Here is a 17,838-nt window from a genome sequence, read left to right on the forward strand (position 1 = left end):
AAAATCCAATGTAAACATCATTCTTAGCTACTGAAACAACTAAAATAGAAAATCAAAGAAAGAGAACTTATGACTATTCAAGAAGAAATCAAGAAACGCCGTACCTTTGCCATCATCTCCCACCCGGACGCGGGTAAGACAACCATTACGGAGCAGTTGCTCTATTTTGGGGGCGAGATTCGTGAGGCTGGTACTGTAAAAGGGAAGAAAACAGGGACTTTTGCCAAATCTGACTGGATGGATATCGAGAAACAACGTGGGATTTCGGTCACGTCATCTGTTATGCAGTTTGACTATGATGGCAAGCGCGTGAACATCCTCGACACACCAGGACACGAGGACTTCTCAGAAGATACTTATCGTACCTTGATGGCGGTGGATGCTGCCGTCATGGTCGTGGACTCTGCCAAGGGTATCGAGGCCCAAACCAAGAAATTGTTTGAGGTTGTCAAGCACCGTGGAATTCCAGTCTTTACCTTTATGAACAAGCTGGACCGTGACGGTCGTGAGCCACTGGACCTCTTGCAAGAACTAGAAGAAGTCCTAGGTATTGCGAGCTATCCTATGAACTGGCCAATCGGGATGGGGAAAGCCTTTGAAGGCTTGTATGACCTTTATAACCAACGCTTGGAGCTCTATAAAGGGGATGAACGTTTTGCCAGTCTGGAAGAAGGGGATAAGCTCTTTGGAAGCAATCCTTTCTACGCTCAGGTTAAGGACGATATCGAACTGTTGCAAGAAGCAGGAAATGAATTTTCAGAAGAAGCTATTCTTGCAGGAGAACTGACTCCGGTCTTCTTTGGTTCAGCCCTCACTAACTTTGGGGTGCAGACCTTCCTTGAGACCTTCCTTAAGTTTGCTCCAGAACCACATGGTCACAAGAAAACAGATGGCGAAATTGTGGACCCTTATGACAAGGATTTCTCAGGATTTGTCTTTAAAATCCAAGCCAACATGGACCCTCGTCACCGTGACCGTATCGCCTTTGTTCGTATCGTATCAGGTGAATTCGAGCGTGGAATGAGTGTCAATCTGCCTCGTACTGGGAAGACTGCCAAGCTTTCTAATGTCACCCAGTTTATGGCAGAAAGTCGTGAGAATGTGACCAATGCCGTAGCAGGTGATATCATCGGGGTTTACGATACCGGTACTTATCAGGTTGGAGACACCTTGACGGTTGGAAAAAACAAGTTTGAATTTGAACCACTGCCAACCTTTACACCTGAGATTTTCATGAAAGTTTCTGCTAAGAACGTCATGAAGCAAAAATCTTTCCACAAGGGGATTGAGCAATTGGTGCAAGAAGGAGCCATTCAGCTTTACAAGAATTACCAAACTGGTGAGTACATGCTAGGAGCTGTCGGACAACTCCAGTTTGAAGTCTTTAAGCACCGCATGGAAGGCGAGTACAATGCAGAAGTGGTCATGAGCCCGATGGGTAAAAAGACCGTTCGTTGGATCAAGCCTGAGGACTTGGATGAGCGGATGTCGTCAAGCCGCAATATCTTGGCCAAGGACCGTTTCGACCAGCCAGTCTTCCTCTTTGAAAATGACTTTGCCCTTCGCTGGTTTGCGGACAAGTATCCAGACGTAGAGTTGGAGGAAAAGATGTAACTCAGCACCAACAATTGGAACTAAAGTTCCTAATTGTTGGACGCTAGTCGCTATTTGGCGAACTAGCTAACTGCCTTACTAACTACGTTTGGCAAATAGAATCGATTTGCCAAACTCCGTGTCGTAGTGTAAAATCGGCTTACCTAAACGCTTCACTAGGAATAATCCACGAATATTATCGATTCGTGGATTTTTCCGTCGTAACCACGTTTTACAAATGAAATCGATTTGTAAAACTCAGTGTCGTAATCTAACAATCGGTAACTGCTATGGCGGCTTACCTAAACGCTTCACTAGAAAAAGTCCATGAATGGTTTCGATTCGTGGATTTTTTGTTTGAATGTATAAACGGCCACCCTCGAGGTGGTCTTTTATTGTTTTCCAAACGCTAGTCCATGGGGTTTATGGTATACTAGTAGGACAGTTTATCTATGGGATGAGAGACTGTTTTTATGCAAGTCAAAAGGGGAAGGTCAGAAATGTGCACCTTTTCTTGAAAGAAACTAGAAAGAGAAAGAGATGTTTTTAGGAAGACGTCGGATATTTTTTAACCAATACTATGACAAGGCGATTTATTATGATCGCAAAACCCACGAACTTTTGGAGGCACCAAAGAGCAAGCTCTTGGATACAGAAAAGTCTAGCAAGATGAATCGCCATATCCCCCTAATGGTAGTCCTCTTGTTATCAAGTGGTAGTGGGTTGATTTCCTTCTTCCGCTTGTTTATACAAGGAACCTATACCATGTCTACCTTCTGGAGTGTTCTTCTCATTTGGCTAGGGCAGTTTGCTTTCATCACTATCCTTGTTGAACGCGCCTTGTATCGAAATGTCAACAGGGCTCAGGTGACTACTAAAACTATCTGTCTGGCGCTTATGGAAAAGTCAGAGGAAACAAAGGAAGCTGAGGCGGAGATGAGTGAAAAAGATAGTCGCAATGCTACTCGCTGGATAAGAGCATTGCTTTCTCTAGTTCCCTTGGTTGGATTTTTCTACGCCTATAATTTTATTTGGAATTACCAAGAGAGGTTGGGCACTCCCATCGGAGGAGAGATTGTCAAGATTGTCCTAACAGGACTTTTATTAGGCTTGACATTTGTTCTTTATAACCAAAACAATTTACCCAGAATATTTGATATCCTGGACCGCTTTTATGCTAGAAAACTCAGCCTCATCTGTCGAGCAGACGACAATCCAGATGTCTATCTGGAAGTGAGTATGGGGACGGATGAAGAATTTGTCATCAAGGAAGTGCAAAAGGATTAGGATCCGTTTTTGAAAGAGTGAGATAGAAAGAGGTAGAGTATGTTTTTTCTGAGACGTCGTCGGGTTTTTATCGGAGAATGCGATGGTCAGGCGGTTTACTATGACCAAAAGACTGGGGAGGCCTTGGCTGCTCCAAAGAGTGTCTTGCTCAATACGGAAGGTGCTTATAAGACCAATGCTTACATTCCTGAAATGGTTATTTTTCTGATGGCAGGTGGACCTGGTCTCTATGGCCTCCTTTCAGCCTTGGATATTGGTGTCTATAACTGGACCAGTTTGAGCTATGTTTTACTATTGTGGCTGGCTGAGTTTCTATTGTTTACCGCTATTCTTGAGCGAGGACTTTATAAAAATGTGCGCAAGGCTCAGCCAACAACGGAGAAGGTGTTTTACTACGCAGTGTCACATAATTTGATGGTGAGGGACGAACACTTTGATCCAGCTGAGGCATCTGCTACGATCTATCGAATCACTCGTTACATCATACTTGCCTTTGTTATCTATCTTTTGTATGTTTTTTACGACTGCACTCAAAAATTTGGACAACCGATCGAACGAGGCTATGATTTTTGGGGAGCAGGTATAATGTTCTTTGCGCTCTTTCTGTTTTATAACCAAAACAATCCCGTTCGTTTTGTGAAGATTATGAAGCTATATAGCCAAGGGAAAATCTTGTTCAAGAAAGAACCGGAGAACGAAACGTGTAACTAGGTGTTAGGGAACAGTCAAATCCCAGAAAGTGAGTGCTGTATCTTGAACGAAGCGAGGAGTAGTTGCTACGATAGTTGCTATGTGATGGCCTCCTCAAATGGAAGATTCTCAAGAATATACGGCATTCTGCCAGATGAAATTTGGAGATAAAAAATGAAAGACATCCGTATTTTCGGTGCCGACTTTGAAAGAAGTAAGCGCATTGTGACCCAGGGGGATTTTGCTCTGACCGCAGGTATGCCCAACCCCATTCATATGGGTATCATCAACCGCCTCTTTACAGTGATTATTCTTGGATTTTGCTTTTCAGGGATTCTGATCTATGGCGTATTAATCGGGATACCAGAGTTTATAGGTGTAGATAGTGATGTTAAGGTCATTTCCCTGGAAGCAGGATTGCTGATTCATAACATGAGTAGCTTTCTTAAGCCCTTTAATCTGACGGTATATGCGATATCCTATCTAGGAATGGTGCTTGTTTTTTGGCCCAAAAAACGTTTGACTAGCCAGCTTTGGACCTACTTTCCTTTCTATTTCACCATGTCCATTTGCGCTTTCATATCAGGACTGTACTTTGCCAGTGCAGTGGCCTATGATGCCTATACATGCCTGGGTTTCTGGCTTGAGCTTGGGATAGGCATAGCCCTCTTTCTCCGGATTATCCTCAATAGCATCCAGAATCTCAATCGCAGACTAAATGATCAAGAGGAAAAGTCAATCCTTAAGCAGCTAGTCAGGATTCTCACTGGAACCACGGCAGTTCTCTTTCCAGTGTCGCTGGTCTATCATCTGCTATATCAAATCCCCCTTCAGTGGTATTTCTATATTTTGGGTTTGTTTTTGCCAGTTTGGTTTGTCATTGGAGCTCATTTTATCGCCTTTATGATCAATGTCCATATCTTTCAAGCCTACTATATCCACAAATACCCAGAAGAGTATAAGGCTTATTTAAAGATATCAGACCGAGAATGGTACAGCAAACGATACTATAAAAAGCTGGTAAAAAGTGGACAGTTGCAGGAAGAGACAATGTGAGGAAATTGGTTTTCCTATATAAAATAGAGGTTATTTATGAAAATAAATGATGATGTTATTAAAAGTTTAATCTCGATTCCTTTTTTAAATGGAAGCAGAGAAACGACTGTTCCCATCAAACAGATAAAGAAACTGCAAGAAGCAGAGAAGAATATTAATAGTTTAAAATGGGAGAATTTTGTGTTAGAAAAAGATGGTGATTTTAGTGTGTATCTTTTTAAAAACCAGAGTGACATTTATAAACACTGGAATTCACTGGCAAATAATGCAAAAGAGGAAATAATTCCTGAAATTGAAGCACGATTAGATAACCTGGTCGGGGAAGGTAAACTAGTAGCATCCATGAAAGATCAGATTCTATTTGATATCATCGGCTTGGCTATCTACTTGACCATCAAAAAAGAGGTGCCCCAAGTTGAGTCAAGATTTTTCGATGATTTGTATGCCTTATATCAAGCAGGCTACATTCCTTGCGGATATGCGGGTGGACAATATAAAGTCTTCTAGCTTGTTGGATTGTTATGAAAGTCAATCTAACTGTTGAAACAGTCTGTGAATTTTTAGGTATGGCTAGTCTTGATAGAGATTTAGGTTCTACAGAAGATATCCCTGTTTTGATGATTCTAAGGGGAATGGTCAAACAATTTTCCTCCAAATGCAAAACACAAGAACCTCAGAGGAATTCTCTGAGGTTCTTTGCGTTCTAGTTTCCATATTTCTGATAAAAATCGACCTTAACCTGGATAAAGGTTTCAGCTTCGCGTAATAGTTGCAGGAGGGTAGCACGGGTTTCAAACTCCTCACGTGTTTTCGGGAGATTCCGATTGCGGAAGACTTGCAGATAGCGTTCGATGTCATCAAGTAGGTCATGAGCAGGATTGGTCTGACTTAGCTGAGCAGCAATCTTAGAAAAGAGCTGGGCCAAGATCAAACTCTCACTTGCGGCCAGATGACAGGTATTGATCTGCTGGGCCATATTTCGCAGGATGCGACTTTGTCGCTGTCTCATCTCAAAGTAATGGATGTGGTAGTCCGTCTGGTGAAAGAGATGGTCCGAGTGATCCAAATAAACCAGTTTGAGAGCCTCATCGAGGAGCTTGTCTAATTGGTCAACGAGTTGGGCTTGATTGCGTCCGTCTCCTCTTGACAGATAGTATTTAAAACGAAGCAGGATGTCTTTTAACTTTTCTTCGACCTGAAGGTGGTAGCTTTGGATGGCTTTCTCACGAGAGGGCATATAAAGGTTGACCAATAGTGCAAAGCTTGTCCCGATGAGAAAGAGGAGCACTTCATTAAGCAAGAGATCTGGGGAAGTAGACTCCTGTACCAAGAGATGACCGACCAAGACACTGCTAGGTGTGATGCCGATTTCCCAGCCCATTTTGTAAGCAAGAGGGACATAGAGAGCCAGGTAGAGGCCCAGACTCCAGATGTGAAAGCCCGTCAGCTGAAAGGCTAGAACACCGATAGCGAGCGCTAGGAGCATGGAAAAGAGGCGGTTACGTGCTAATTTCAGCGTGCTTCTGCGCGTGTCGGAGAGGCTTAAGAGAGCGATGATTCCAGCTGAAACTGCTGATGATAAATCTAAAAAATAAGCGAGAAAACAAGCGAGACAGGTCGCTAAGACCAGTTTGGTCGTACGTTGAGTGAGGGACATGAAAATTTCCTAAACTAATAGAGTCAAGTGTTTAACGAGGAGTCGGAGACTAGGGGCGAAGTTTTCGGTTTGTAGCATACTCGGCAACCGCTGTAAAGAGGACATCTGTTGAAGAGTTCAGGGCTGTTTCGCAGGAGTCTTGAACGACTCCGATCACAAAACCGACTCCGACAACTTGCATAGCCAAGTCGTTGGAAATCCCAAAGAGGCTACAAGCGACAGGAATGAGGAGAAGGGATCCCCCAGCGATTCCAGAGGCTCCGCAGGCAGAAATGGCAGCCACGACACTGAGCACAAATGCGGTTCCAAAGTCTACCGAGATTCCGAGTGTGTTGACGGCAGCTAGAGTCAGGACATTTATGGTAACAGCAGCGCCAGCCATATTGATGGTCGAACCAAGCGGGATGGAGACAGAGTAGGTGTCAGGATTCAGTCCCAAGTCTTGGCAGAGTTTCATATTGACAGGGATATTGGCGGCAGAGCTACGAGTGAAAAAGGCTGTAATACCACTGACACGTAGACATTTCAAAACAAGGGGATAGGGATTTTTCTTCATAAAGAGAAAGGCGATGAGCGGGTTGATGATGAGAGCAACAAAGGCCATGGTAGCAATCAAGAGTCCTAGGAGGACACCGTAGTTAGCCAGACTGGCAATACCCTTGTCTGAGATGGTCTTAAACACCAAGCCTAAAATTCCAAAAGGAGCTAGATTGATAATCCATTCCACGATTTTAGAGGTGACATCCGCCATGGTTTTCAGTAATTCTTTACTGTGTTTACTTGCCTCTCTCATAGCCAAGCCAAAGATGACTGCCCAAGAGAGAATCCCGATATAGTTGGCTTCAACAATAGCATTTAGAGGATTGTCCACCAGTTTGAGTAGGAGATTGCTGAGGACTTGACCGATACCGTCAGGAGCAGCAACTTCTGTATTTGCGCTGGTCAGGGTGATTTGCACAGGTAGTAAGAAACCAGCTAGAACAGCCACCAATGCAGCGGCAAAGGTTCCAAGCAAGTATAGGAAAATAACAGTCTTCATATTGGTGTTTTGTCCCTTTTGGTGTTGGGAAAGGGCATTGGCAACAAGGGCAAAAACCAAAATAGGAGCGATGGCTTTCAGTCCGCCTACAAAGAGGTCTCCAAGCAGACCGATTCCTGTAAGGTTTGGAAAGAGCATCCCCAATGTAGCTCCAAAAATCATTCCAATAAGGATTCGTTTGATGAGGCTTGCCTTGGTCCAGGCTCTAATGATTCGTTTCATAGCAGTCTCCTTCAAATGTATTGTTTATAATTATAGTATAAATATGCCATAGAGGCAAGTGATATTATGAAAATAGAGATGATAATTGAATAATTATGAAAGAAAAGAGAAGGACGATTTTATGGTATAATAGGAAAAAGGAGTTTTATATGCAAGATTTTTTTCAACGCTATTTTGATAAACTTGACTTAACAACTATTTTAGAGAATCTCTTGACCAAGGTGATTTCTCTTTTGATTTTGTTTTTACTATTTTATATAGCTAAAAAGATGCTTCATGCGACTGTACGAAAGATTGTCAAGCCCTCACTTAAATTTTCCAATCGAGATGCAGGAAGACAAAAAACCATCTCGCGTTTGCTGGAGAATGTCTTTAACTACATTCTGTATTTCTTCTTGCTCTACTGTATCCTGTCTATTTTAGGACTGCCAGTTTCTAGCCTCCTTGCCGGTGCGGGGATTGCTGGGGTGGCCATTGGTATGGGGGCGCAAGGCTTTCTATCCGATGTCATTAATGGCTTCTTCATCCTTTTTGAACGCCAGCTTGATGTGGGTGATGAAGTCGTTCTCACAAATGGACCGATTACCGTTTCTGGAAAGGTCGTTAGCGTAGGAATCCGTACAACGCAACTGCGAGGTGACGATCAAGCCCTTCACTTTGTTCCCAATCGCAATATCACCGTCGTCAGCAATCTATCTCGTACTGAATAGGCCGGCTATTTTAGCAGATTTATGGTACAATAGAAGGAGTTTGGTAAAGGAGAGAGTATGCTATTTGTAGAGAAAAAATTAGGTCACGATTGTACATGGATAGACCTTGATGTGGACAAGATTAAAAACATGGAAGACCTTTCGGATGTCTATGGATTGGACAAAGAAACTATCGAGTATGCTCTGGATAGAAATGAGCGTGCCCACATGGACTATCACCGTGAAACGGGAACGGTCACCTTCATTTATAATGTTCTTGATTTAGAAAAAGACAAAGAATATTATGAAGCGATTCCGATGACCTTTATCGTTGAAAAACAACGGCTGATCACAATTAGCAATCACAAGAATAGTTATGTGATTAAACGTATGGCAACCTATCTTGAAAGCCATGAAGTTGTTTCAATCTACAAATTTCTTTTTGCCAGTTTAGAGATTATAAGCAATGCTTATTATCCAGTTATTGAAGAGATGGATAAAAGTAAGGATGAAATCAGTGCACTTCTTCGTCAAAAAACAACTAAAAAGAATCTTTTTGCCCTCTCTGACTTGGAAACTGGTATGGTTTACCTGACAGCTGCTGCCAAACAAAATCGTCTCCTCTTGGAACACATCCAAGGGCATGCTCTTTATCGCAATTTTAATGAGGTAGAAAGAGAGCAGTTTGACGATGCCATGATTGAAGCGCACCAGTTGGTTTCGATGACAGACTTGATTTCTCAAGTTTTGCAACAACTCTCAGCCTCTTACAACAACATCCTGAATAATAATCTAAATGATAATTTGACAACTTTGACAATTATCTCAGTCTTGCTAGCTATCCTTGCGGTTATTACAGGATTCTTCGGAATGAATGTTCCCTTACCGTTTGCAGATGAACCAAATGCTTGGATTTATATTTTGATAGCTAGTCTCATTTTATGGGTAGTCTTAGCCCAATATTTAAAGAATATTGCTAGAAATTAAAAAGAAAAGGAGCCAGAATGGCGATTGAAAATTATATGCCAGATTTTGCTGTGGAAGCAGTTTATGATCTGACAGTCCCAAGCCTGCAAGCGCAGGGAATCAAGGCTGTTTTGGTCGATCTGGATAATACCCTCATTGCTTGGAACAACCCTGATGGGACGCCAGAGATGAAGCAATGGCTACATGATCTCCGTGACGCGGGCATTCGCATCATCGTGGTCTCAAATAACACCAAAAAACGAGTTCAACGAGCAGTTGAAAAGTTTGGGATTGATTACATTTATTGGGCTCTGAAGCCCTTCACATTTGGGATTGACCGTGCCATGAAGGAATTTCACTATGAGAAAAATGAAGTGGTCATGGTCGGCGACCAACTCATGACAGACATACGAGCAGCGCATCGTGCAGGCATCCGCTCAATTTTAGTCAAACCCTTGGTCCAACACGACTCTATTAAAACGCAGATTAACCGGGCTCGCGAACGCCGTGTCATGAAGCAAATTACTGAAAAGTACGGACCGATTACATATAAAAAAGGAATCTAACTATGGAAGAAATTCTCTGTATTGGTTGTGGAGCAACCATTCAGACGACAGACAAGGCTGGTCTTGGTTTCACTCCCCAGTCGGCACTTGAAAAAGGCTTGGAGACTGGTGAAGTCTATTGTCAACGTTGTTTCCGTCTCCGTCACTACAATGAAATTACAGATGTCCAGTTGACGGACGATGATTTCCTCAAACTCTTGCACGAGGTGGGAGACAGTGATGCTTTGGTAGTCAATGTCATTGATATCTTTGACTTCAATGGATCAGTTATCCCAGGCTTGCCACGTTTTGTATCGGGCAATGATGTCCTCTTGGTTGGAAATAAGAAAGATATCCTGCCCAAGTCAGTTAAACCGGGCAAGATTAGCCAGTGGCTCATGGAACGTGCCCACGAAGAAGGTCTTCGCCCTGTGGATGTCGTCCTGACTTCGGCTCAGAATAAGCATGCTATTAAGGAAGTCATTGACAAGATTGAACACTACCGTAAGGGACGCGATGTCTATGTAGTTGGGGTAACCAACGTTGGAAAATCAACCCTTATCAATGCTATTATCCAAGAAATTACGGGCGACCAAAATGTCATTACGACTTCGCGTTTCCCAGGGACAACCTTGGACAAGATTGAGATTCCGCTTGACGACGGATCTTATATCTACGATACACCGGGAATTATTCATCGCCACCAGATGGCTCACTACTTGACGGCTAAAAACCTCAAGTATGTCAGCCCTAAAAAGGAAATCAAGCCCAAAACCTATCAGCTTAACCCTGAGCAAACCCTGTTTTTAGGTGGTCTTGGACGTTTTGACTTCATCTCAGGAGAAAAGCAAGGTTTTACAGCCTTCTTTGACAATGAACTCAAATTGCATCGTACCAAGCTTGAAGGCGCTAGTGCTTTCTACGACAAGCACCTCGGAACCCTTTTGACGCCACCAAATAGCAAGGAAAAAGAGGAGTTTCCAAAACTAGTCCAGCATGTATTTACCATCAAGGATAAGACAGACCTGGTCATCTCAGGCCTAGGCTGGATCCGTGTAACAGGCACCGCCAAAGTCGCCGTCTGGGCACCAGAAGGCGTCGCCGTCGTCACACGAAAAGCAATTATTTAAACACAGAAAGGAAAGAGTTGTCTGGATTCGAGCGAGCTCTGCGAGCCTATAACGAATACTTTTCGCCGTGGTGTCAGTTGGTACAAGGAATTGTACCAACTGCGGAAAATTAGAGACCTTAGGCTCAAATTTTAGTCATGAAAGTCCGAAGGACTTTGCTGACGTCCGTCACCACTTCAGAAAAGTATTAAAAGAAACTCTTTTAAAGAAATTATGTCATTAACATCAAAACAACGTGCCTTCCTCAACAGCCAGGCACACACCCTCAAACCCATCATCCAAATTGGAAAAAATGGTCTCAACGACCAAATCAAGACCAGCGTTCGTCAAGCTCTTGACGCGCGTGAATTGATTAAGATTACTCTCTTACAAAACACAGATGAAAACATCCACGAAGTAGCTGAAATTTTGGAAGAAGAAATCGGAGTGGATACTGTCCAAAAAATCGGACGCATCTTGATTTTGTATAAACAATCTAGCAAGAAAGAAAATCGCAAGATTTCCAAGAAAGTCAAAGAAATCTAAAACCTACTCCAAACAACTGTTTTTACAGAGAATTAAAGGAAGACGAGCCTATGGCAATCGAATTATTGACTCCCTTTACCAAGGTAGAGTTGGAGCCAGAAATCAAGGAGAAAAAACGCAAACAAGTCGGGATTTTAGGCGGAAATTTTAACCCTGTTCACAATGCCCATCTTGTTGTGGCGGACCAAGTACGACAACAGTTGGGACTAGATCAGGTCCTGCTTATGCCCGAATACCAACCACCTCATGTAGATAAAAAGGAAACCATTCCCGAGCACCATCGGCTCAAGATGCTTGAGTTGGCGATTGAGGGGATTGAAGGTCTGGACATTGAAACCATTGAGTTAGAGCGTAAGGGCATTTCCTACACCTACGACACCATGAAGATTTTGACAGAGCAACATCCAGATACGGATTATTACTTCATTATCGGGGCTGATATGGTGGACTATCTGCCTAAGTGGTACCGAATTGATGAGCTGGTCGACATGGTTCAGTTTGTAGGGGTTCAGCGTCCACGCTACAAGGCAGGGACTTCCTATCCAGTTATCTGGGTGGATGTGCCTCTCATGGACATCTCGTCCAGCATGGTGCGTGACTTCATTGCCCAAGGTCGGAAACCTAACTTTCTCCTACCTCAGCCAGTGCTAGACTACATCGAGAAGGAGGGGCTTTACTGATGGCATACCAAGACTATATCAACTGCTCCCGCGAGGCTTTGTTGAAAAAAATGGCAGAGCTTCTGCCTGAAAAACGTTTAACCCATTGTTTGGGGGTGGAGCGTGCAGCCATAGAGCTTGCGAAACGATTCGGAGTCGATACTGAGAAAGCGGGTCTAGCAGGCCTTCTTCACGACTATGCTAAAAAACTGTCAGATCAGGAATTTCTAGACTTGATTGACCGTTATCAGCTAAACCCTGACCTTAAAAACTGGGGCAATAATGTCTGGCATGGCATGGTTGGTATCTACAAGATTCAGGAAGATTTGGATTTGCATGATCCAGAAATCCTGCGAGCTATTGAAATCCATACAGTCGGTGCTGGTCAGATGAGCGACCTGGATAAAGTTGTCTACGTCGCAGACTATATCGAGCACAATCGTGCCTTTCCAGGAGTGGATGTGGCGCGTGAAATTGCAAGTTTGTCGCTCAATAAGGCAGTGGCTTATGAGACAGCTCGTACCGTGGAGCATTTAGCTCATCAGGGATTCCCCATCTATCCCCAAACCCTTGAAACCTATAACGCCTTTGTGCACTATTTGAAAGAGGACTAAATGAACGAAAAAGAATTACTAGAACTAGTCGTGAAAGCGGCGGATGAGAAACGTGCGGAGGATATCCTTGCACTTGATGTACAAGATTTGACCAGTGTGACTGACTACTTTGTCATCACGAGCTCGATGAATAGCCGTCAGTTGGATGCAATCGCTGATAACATTCGTGAAAAAGTAGCAGAAGCTGGTGTTAAAGGCAGCCATGTTGAAGGTGATGCAGCGGGAGGTTGGGTTCTACTAGACCTCGGTGGTGTCGTTGTGCATATCTTTTCAGAAGAAATGCGTGCCCACTATAACTTAGAGAAGCTATGGCATGAGGCGAGCTCAGTAGATTTATCTGAAACTCTGGCGTAGAAGATGACTTGAATTTCGGCTGGGAATTACTTTGAAATTCGACAATGTATTGAGGTTATTCTTGTTTTCTGAGTGAGAAAGTGAGAAATTACCGAGACTTTCCGTTGTGATAAAACTTCTTGAAACAAAAATGTTTCAAGAAGTCGGGAGTTTTGAGACCTTAGGCTCAAAACTAAGTCTTGGAACTTCGAAGAAGCTCGCAGACGTCCGAAATCACCTAAGGAAAGTCTTAAAAAGACTTTGTCTTCAATCGAACTCAGTTGCACTCAACTGGGTTTTATTTGCTTATTTTAGAAAAAATGGATAGAAAGGTGAGGGCGACGTGTTTGGTTGATCTTGAAATTGAACACGAGCTAAAAGCTGTGAGAAAAAGAGGAACTTCCTTTGTATCTGACGCTACGTCGGTAAGATGCCTATTTTCTCTTAGCTTTTAACGCTCTTTGTATCTTAATTATGGCGACATATGAAACCTTTGCGGCTGTTTACGATGCTGTGATGGACGATAGTTTATACGACAAATGGACGGATTTTTCTCTGCGTCATTTGCCTAAGACCAAGGAGAGAAAGAAACTCTTGGAGCTGGCTTGTGGGACAGGCATCCAGTCTGTTCGATTTTCTCAGGCTGGTTTTGATGTGACGGGACTTGATTTAAGCGCAGATATGCTGAAGATTGCGGAGAAGAGAGCTGCTTCAGCCAAGCAAAAGATTGATTTTATTGAAGGCAACATGCTGGATTTGTCCAAAGCAGGGAAATATGATTTTGTCACTTGTTATTCGGACTCGATCTGTTACATGCAGGATGAGGTGGAGGTAGGGGACGTATTTAAGGAAGTGTATAATGTCCTCAACGAAGACGGAGTTTTCATCTTTGATGTGCATTCGACCTACCAGACTGATGAGGTTTTTCCAGGCTATTCCTACCATGAAAATGCGGAAGATTTTGCCATGCTTTGGGACACCTATGAGGACGAAGCTCCTCACTCCATCGTGCATGAGTTGACTTTCTTTATCAAGGAGGCTGATGGGTCCTTTAGTCGCCACGATGAAGTGCATGAGGAGCGGACTTATGAGGTTCTGACCTATGATATTTTGCTGGAACAAGCTGGCTTCAAGTCTTTCAAACTCTATGCGGACTTTGAGGACAAGGAACCAACAGAAACTAGCACCCGTTGGTTTTTTGTCGCGCAGAAGTAGGAGATTTCTATGACCATCACAGGTATTATCGCGGAGTTCAATCCTTTTCATAATGGCCACAAATACCTGCTGGATCAGGCTGAAGGGCTGAAAATTGTTGCCATGTCTGGGAACTTCATGCAAAGAGGAGAGCCGGCTATCGTGGACAAGTGGACACGAGCTCAGATGGCGCTAGAGAATGGAGCAGACCTGGTAGTGGAATTGCCCTTTTTAGTCAGTGTTCAGGCGGCGGATTTCTTTGGCCAAGGGGCTGTTGATATCTTAGCTTGCTTGGGGATTGATACCTTAGCCTTTGGGACGGAGGAAGTTCTGGACTATCAGAAAATTGCTGACTTATACACAGAGCAAGGTGCTGAGATGGAGAGTTTTGTGGAAAATCTACCTGATTCCCTATCTTATCCCCAGAAAACCCAAGCTATGTGGCAAGAATTTGCAGATCTAGATTTTTCAGGCAATACGCCTAATCATGTCCTTGCTCTGGCCTATACCAAGGCGGTTGCAGGACGCAACATCAAACTGCATCCGATTCAGCGTCAGGGAGCGGGGTATCATTCTGTGGACAAAGATGTGGACTTCGCCTCGGCAACAGCTCTCCGTCAGCATCAATCAGACCAAGATTTCTTAGAACGCTTTATGCCTTCTGTTGCCCTCTTTGAGCAGGCGTGTAAGGTGAGCTGGGATGACTATTTTCCCTTGCTCCGCTATCAAATCTTGTCAAATCCAGCCCTAACCACCATCTATCAGGTCAATCAAGAAATGGCTGTGCGCATCAAGGATGCCATCAAGACAGCTCAGACTGTTGATGAATTGGTCGAGGCAGTTGCGACCAAACGCTATACCAAGGCGCGTGTCAGACGCCTCTTGACCTATATCCTAGTGCAGGCCAGAGAAAGCGAATTGCCAGAAGCCATTCATGTCCTTGGCTTTACCGAAAAAGGCAGACAACATCTCAAGTCTCTGAAAGACCAAGTCCATCTAGTCAGCCGAATTGGTAAAGAACCTTGGGATACCATGACCCAAAAGGCGGATCAGATCTACCAACTAGGACAGCCAAGTATAGCAGAACAGAATTTTGGTAAAGTACCGATTATGAGTGAATCAAACTAAGTCTACTGAAAGGTAGACTTTTTGAGATTTTTTCGAATAAATAGATAGAAAAGAAAAAATCTTGTACAAGTTCCTGACAATTTCTTTCTTTTTGTGTATAATAGTGGAAAAGAGGTAAAATGAGGTATGGTTATGGAAGCAGTTCTTTATTCAACATTCCGAAATCATTTAAAAGACTACATGAAGAAGGTAAACGATGAATTTGAGCCTTTGACGGTGGTCAATAAAAATCCTGATGAGGATATTGTTGTCCTTTCAAAGAGCGAGTGGGATAGTATTCAGGAAACCCTGAGAATCGCTCAAAACAAGGAACTTTCTGATAAGGTTTTGCGAGGAATGGCTCAAGTTCGTGCTGGAAGCACTCAGGTACATGTGATTGAGGAGTGAGAAATGCTGCTCAAGTTTACAGAAGATGCCTGGGCAGATTACTGCTATTGGCAAAACCAAGATAAGAAGACATTAAAAAGGATCAATAAATTAATCAAGGATATTCAACGCGATCCTTTTGTAGGAATGGGGAAACCAGAACCGCTCAAGTATGATTATCAAGGAGCTTGGTCACGTCGCATTGATGCAGAAAATCGCTTGATTTATATGATAGATGGAGATAGCGTGGCTTTCTTGTCCTTTAAAGATCATTACTAAGTCTATTGAAAGGTAGGCTTTTTTATTGTATGTTTTAATGAAAATGTCATTTTTAAGAGTTAGAAAGTTTGTTTGGCGATTTCAGAACTTTCTCCTAAAATTCACACAAAACTCTTCAATTTGGGTTTGTGAAAATCGGTTTTTTATGATAGAATATTAAGGAATGTATGTCATTCGATAAACAAATTTAATGAGGTAAAAACATGGAAATCATGACACTTGCGATTGCTGTTTTTGCCGTCATCATTGGTTTAGTCATTGGATATGTCAGCATCTCAGCTAAGATGAAATCATCTCAAGAAGCTGCAGAGTTGATGCTTCTAAATGCTGAACAAGAAGCAACTAATTTACGAGGACAAGCTGAGCGCGAAGCGGATTTATTACTAAATGAAGCCAAGAGCGAAAGCAAGTCTCTTAAAAAAGAAGCACTATTGGAGGCCAAAGAGGAAGCCAGAAAATACCGTGAAGAAGTGGACGCTGAATTTAAGTCAGAACGTCAGGAGCTCAAGCAAATTGAAAGTCGTTTGACGGAGAGAGCTGCGAGCCTTGACCGCAAAGACGACAATTTGACGAACAAAGAAAAAACACTTGAACAAAAAGAACAAAGTATTTCTGATAGAGCAAAAAACCTTGATGCACGTGAAGAGCAATTAGAGGAAGTCGAAAGACAAAAAGAAGCTGAACTTGAACGTATCGGTTCCCTTTCCCAAACTGAGGCTCGAGATATTATCTTGGCTCAGACAGAGGAAAACTTGACTAAGGAAATTGCTAGCCGCATTCGTGAGGCTGAGCAAGAAGTGAAGGAACGTTCAGACAAGATTGCGAAAGATATCTTGGTTCAGGCTATGCAGCGTATCGCTGGTGAGTATGTAGCGGAGTCAACAAACTCTACAGTTCACCTACCAGACGATACCATGAAGGGACGCATTATCGGTCGTGAAGGACGCAATATTCGTACCTTTGAAAGTTTGACAGGGGTTGATGTCATCATTGACGACACGCCAGAAGTGGTAACCTTGTCAGGATTTGATCCGATTCGTCGTGAGATTGCTCGTATGACCATGGAAATGTTGCTCAAAGATGGCCGTATCCACCCAGCTCGTATCGAGGAGTTGGTTGAGAAAAACCGTCAAGAGATTGACAATAAGATCCGTGAATACGGTGAGGCTGCTGCCTATGAGATTGGTGCGCCAAACCTCCATCCAGACTTGATGAAGATCATGGGACGCTTGCAGTTCCGTACTTCTTATGGACAAAATGTCTTGCGTCATTCGATTGAGGTTGCTAAGTTATCTGGTATCATCGCCAGTGAACTTGGTGAAAATGCAGCTCTTGCCCGTCGTGCTGGATTCCTTCACGACATCGGGAAAGCTATTGACCGCGAGGTTGAAGGTAGCCACGTTGAGATTGGTACGGAATTGGCACGCAAGTACAAGGAACACCCAGTTGTGGTGAATACGATTGCTAGCCACCACGGCGATGTGGAAGCCGAAAGCGTCATTGCAGTGATCGTTGCTGCAGCAGATGCCTTGAGTGCAGCGCGTCCAGGTGCTCGTAGTGAATCTCTTGAAAGCTACATCAAGCGTCTCCATGATTTGGAAGAAATCGCCAATGGCTTTGAAGGAGTGCAAAATAGCTTTGCCCTTCAAGCAGGACGTGAAATCCGTATCATGGTTAATCCAGGACAAATCAAGGACGACAAAGTCACAATCTTGGCTCACAAAGTTCGTGAGAAAATTGAAAACAATCTCGATTACCCAGGAAATATCAAGGTAACCGTGATTCGCGAACTTCGTGCAGTAGATTATGCTAAATAAATAAGAAAGAGCAGTTGAAATATTACTGCTTTTTTGTTACACTAGATAG

The 17,838-nt window shown here is 43.2% G+C and carries 20 protein-coding genes; 18 read left to right on the top strand and 2 right to left on the bottom strand.

What is annotated here, in order from left to right:
* The first annotated feature begins 69 nt into the window (after window positions 1-69).
* The 5 genes from A0739_RS05865 (at window position 70) to A0739_RS05885 (ending at window position 5,133) form a co-directional block, all read left to right on the top strand.
* Window positions 70-1,614, top strand: coding sequence for a peptide chain release factor 3 (locus tag A0739_RS05865; protein ID WP_000155105.1), 1,545 nt, complete (start codon window positions 70-72; stop codon window positions 1,612-1,614).
* 519 nt (window positions 1,615-2,133) lie between these two features.
* Window positions 2,134-2,880, top strand: coding sequence for a hypothetical protein (locus A0739_RS05870; RefSeq protein WP_185756284.1), 747 nt, complete (start codon window positions 2,134-2,136; stop codon window positions 2,878-2,880).
* Window positions 2,881-2,919: 39 nt separating this feature from the next.
* Entirely contained in the window at window positions 2,920-3,591 is a 672-nt protein-coding gene (locus A0739_RS05875) for a hypothetical protein (protein WP_033630308.1), read from the top strand.
* A 153-nt stretch (window positions 3,592-3,744) separates the two neighbouring features.
* Window positions 3,745-4,626, top strand: a complete 882-nt coding sequence (locus A0739_RS05880; RefSeq protein WP_061587373.1) for a hypothetical protein — start codon at window positions 3,745-3,747, stop codon at window positions 4,624-4,626.
* Window positions 4,627-4,662: 36 nt separating this feature from the next.
* Window positions 4,663-5,133 carry a hypothetical protein gene (locus tag A0739_RS05885; protein ID WP_033630306.1) on the top strand — a complete coding sequence of 157 codons (471 nt, stop codon included), beginning with the start codon at window positions 4,663-4,665 and terminating at the stop codon, window positions 5,131-5,133.
* A gap of 196 nt (window positions 5,134-5,329) precedes the next feature.
* On the opposite strand, the gene A0739_RS05890 is transcribed toward A0739_RS05885, so the two are convergent.
* Together A0739_RS05890 and sstT are read right to left on the bottom strand one after the other, a co-directional pair.
* Entirely contained in the window at window positions 5,330-6,283 is a 954-nt protein-coding gene (locus A0739_RS05890) for an aromatic acid exporter family protein (protein ID WP_061587374.1), read from the bottom strand.
* Between the two features lie 49 nt (window positions 6,284-6,332).
* A complete protein-coding gene (gene sstT, locus A0739_RS05895; protein WP_061587375.1) occupies window positions 6,333-7,544 on the bottom strand; it encodes a serine/threonine transporter SstT in 1,212 nt (403 codons plus the stop codon).
* Window positions 7,545-7,693: 149 nt separating this feature from the next.
* On the opposite strand from sstT, the gene A0739_RS05900 reads away from it, so the two are divergent.
* From A0739_RS05900 to A0739_RS05960, 13 genes are all read left to right on the top strand, one after another.
* Complete coding sequence (locus tag A0739_RS05900) at window positions 7,694-8,254, top strand: mechanosensitive ion channel family protein (protein ID WP_001150569.1); 561 nt, start codon at window positions 7,694-7,696, stop codon at window positions 8,252-8,254.
* A 57-nt stretch (window positions 8,255-8,311) separates the two neighbouring features.
* Window positions 8,312-9,220 carry a magnesium transporter CorA family protein gene (locus tag A0739_RS05905; RefSeq protein WP_000899715.1) on the top strand — a complete coding sequence of 303 codons (909 nt, stop codon included), beginning with the start codon at window positions 8,312-8,314 and terminating at the stop codon, window positions 9,218-9,220.
* A 17-nt stretch (window positions 9,221-9,237) separates the two neighbouring features.
* Window positions 9,238-9,765 carry a YqeG family HAD IIIA-type phosphatase gene (locus A0739_RS05910; protein ID WP_049501122.1) on the top strand — a complete coding sequence of 176 codons (528 nt, stop codon included), beginning with the start codon at window positions 9,238-9,240 and terminating at the stop codon, window positions 9,763-9,765.
* 2 nt (window positions 9,766-9,767) lie between these two features.
* Window positions 9,768-10,874, top strand: a complete 1,107-nt coding sequence (yqeH, locus tag A0739_RS05915) for a ribosome biogenesis GTPase YqeH (protein WP_049501123.1) — start codon at window positions 9,768-9,770, stop codon at window positions 10,872-10,874.
* 213 nt (window positions 10,875-11,087) lie between these two features.
* On the top strand, window positions 11,088-11,399 hold the full coding sequence (yhbY, locus tag A0739_RS05920; protein ID WP_061587376.1) for a ribosome assembly RNA-binding protein YhbY: 312 nt from the start codon (window positions 11,088-11,090) through the stop codon (window positions 11,397-11,399).
* A 50-nt stretch (window positions 11,400-11,449) separates the two neighbouring features.
* Window positions 11,450-12,079, top strand: coding sequence for a nicotinate-nucleotide adenylyltransferase (locus tag A0739_RS05925; RefSeq protein ID WP_000963715.1), 630 nt, complete (start codon window positions 11,450-11,452; stop codon window positions 12,077-12,079).
* Window positions 12,079-12,672 carry a bis(5'-nucleosyl)-tetraphosphatase (symmetrical) YqeK gene (yqeK, locus tag A0739_RS05930; RefSeq protein WP_061587377.1) on the top strand — a complete coding sequence of 198 codons (594 nt, stop codon included), beginning with the start codon at window positions 12,079-12,081 and terminating at the stop codon, window positions 12,670-12,672. Before A0739_RS05925 ends, yqeK begins: the two co-directional genes overlap by 1 nt.
* A complete protein-coding gene (gene rsfS / locus A0739_RS05935) occupies window positions 12,673-13,026 on the top strand; it encodes a ribosome silencing factor (protein WP_061408325.1) in 354 nt (117 codons plus the stop codon). It abuts the gene before it with no gap.
* Between the two features lie 453 nt (window positions 13,027-13,479).
* Window positions 13,480-14,220, top strand: a complete 741-nt coding sequence (locus A0739_RS05940) for a class I SAM-dependent DNA methyltransferase (protein WP_061587378.1) — start codon at window positions 13,480-13,482, stop codon at window positions 14,218-14,220.
* Between the two features lie 9 nt (window positions 14,221-14,229).
* On the top strand, window positions 14,230-15,327 hold the full coding sequence (locus A0739_RS05945) for a nucleotidyltransferase (protein ID WP_061587379.1): 1,098 nt from the start codon (window positions 14,230-14,232) through the stop codon (window positions 15,325-15,327).
* Between the two features lie 132 nt (window positions 15,328-15,459).
* Window positions 15,460-15,714, top strand: a complete 255-nt coding sequence (locus A0739_RS05950; protein ID WP_000388572.1) for a type II toxin-antitoxin system Phd/YefM family antitoxin — start codon at window positions 15,460-15,462, stop codon at window positions 15,712-15,714.
* A gap of 3 nt (window positions 15,715-15,717) precedes the next feature.
* Window positions 15,718-15,972 (top strand): Txe/YoeB family addiction module toxin, encoded by a 255-nt coding sequence (locus A0739_RS05955; protein ID WP_000924723.1) that lies wholly within the window; start codon window positions 15,718-15,720, stop codon window positions 15,970-15,972.
* Between the two features lie 203 nt (window positions 15,973-16,175).
* Window positions 16,176-17,789 carry a ribonuclease Y gene (locus A0739_RS05960; protein ID WP_000404956.1) on the top strand — a complete coding sequence of 538 codons (1,614 nt, stop codon included), beginning with the start codon at window positions 16,176-16,178 and terminating at the stop codon, window positions 17,787-17,789.
* Window positions 17,790-17,838 lie beyond the last annotated feature (49 nt).

This window comes from Streptococcus oralis, from assembly GCF_001588645.1.
GTDB classification, from domain to species: Bacteria; Bacillota; Bacilli; order Lactobacillales; family Streptococcaceae; genus Streptococcus; species Streptococcus oralis_AB.

Coding starts and splice junctions, on each gene's coding strand:
- rsfS (WP_061408325.1), top strand. CDS start 12,673: ATGAACGAAAAAGAATTACTAGAACTAGTCGTGAAAGCGGCGGATGAG.
- A0739_RS05875 (WP_033630308.1), top strand. CDS start 2,920: ATGTTTTTTCTGAGACGTCGTCGGGTTTTTATCGGAGAATGCGATGGT.
- A0739_RS05890 (WP_061587374.1), bottom strand. CDS start 6,283: ATGTCCCTCACTCAACGTACGACCAAACTGGTCTTAGCGACCTGTCTC.
- sstT (WP_061587375.1), bottom strand. CDS start 7,544: ATGAAACGAATCATTAGAGCCTGGACCAAGGCAAGCCTCATCAAACGA.
- yqeK (WP_061587377.1), top strand. CDS start 12,079: ATGGCATACCAAGACTATATCAACTGCTCCCGCGAGGCTTTGTTGAAA.
- A0739_RS05960 (WP_000404956.1), top strand. CDS start 16,176: ATGGAAATCATGACACTTGCGATTGCTGTTTTTGCCGTCATCATTGGT.
- yqeH (WP_049501123.1), top strand. CDS start 9,768: ATGGAAGAAATTCTCTGTATTGGTTGTGGAGCAACCATTCAGACGACA.
- A0739_RS05885 (WP_033630306.1), top strand. CDS start 4,663: ATGAAAATAAATGATGATGTTATTAAAAGTTTAATCTCGATTCCTTTT.
- A0739_RS05910 (WP_049501122.1), top strand. CDS start 9,238: ATGGCGATTGAAAATTATATGCCAGATTTTGCTGTGGAAGCAGTTTAT.
- yhbY (WP_061587376.1), top strand. CDS start 11,088: ATGTCATTAACATCAAAACAACGTGCCTTCCTCAACAGCCAGGCACAC.
- A0739_RS05925 (WP_000963715.1), top strand. CDS start 11,450: ATGGCAATCGAATTATTGACTCCCTTTACCAAGGTAGAGTTGGAGCCA.
- A0739_RS05900 (WP_001150569.1), top strand. CDS start 7,694: ATGCAAGATTTTTTTCAACGCTATTTTGATAAACTTGACTTAACAACT.
- A0739_RS05905 (WP_000899715.1), top strand. CDS start 8,312: ATGCTATTTGTAGAGAAAAAATTAGGTCACGATTGTACATGGATAGAC.
- A0739_RS05865 (WP_000155105.1), top strand. CDS start 70: ATGACTATTCAAGAAGAAATCAAGAAACGCCGTACCTTTGCCATCATC.
- A0739_RS05955 (WP_000924723.1), top strand. CDS start 15,718: ATGCTGCTCAAGTTTACAGAAGATGCCTGGGCAGATTACTGCTATTGG.
- A0739_RS05940 (WP_061587378.1), top strand. CDS start 13,480: ATGGCGACATATGAAACCTTTGCGGCTGTTTACGATGCTGTGATGGAC.
- A0739_RS05870 (WP_185756284.1), top strand. CDS start 2,134: ATGTTTTTAGGAAGACGTCGGATATTTTTTAACCAATACTATGACAAG.
- A0739_RS05945 (WP_061587379.1), top strand. CDS start 14,230: ATGACCATCACAGGTATTATCGCGGAGTTCAATCCTTTTCATAATGGC.
- A0739_RS05880 (WP_061587373.1), top strand. CDS start 3,745: ATGAAAGACATCCGTATTTTCGGTGCCGACTTTGAAAGAAGTAAGCGC.
- A0739_RS05950 (WP_000388572.1), top strand. CDS start 15,460: ATGGAAGCAGTTCTTTATTCAACATTCCGAAATCATTTAAAAGACTAC.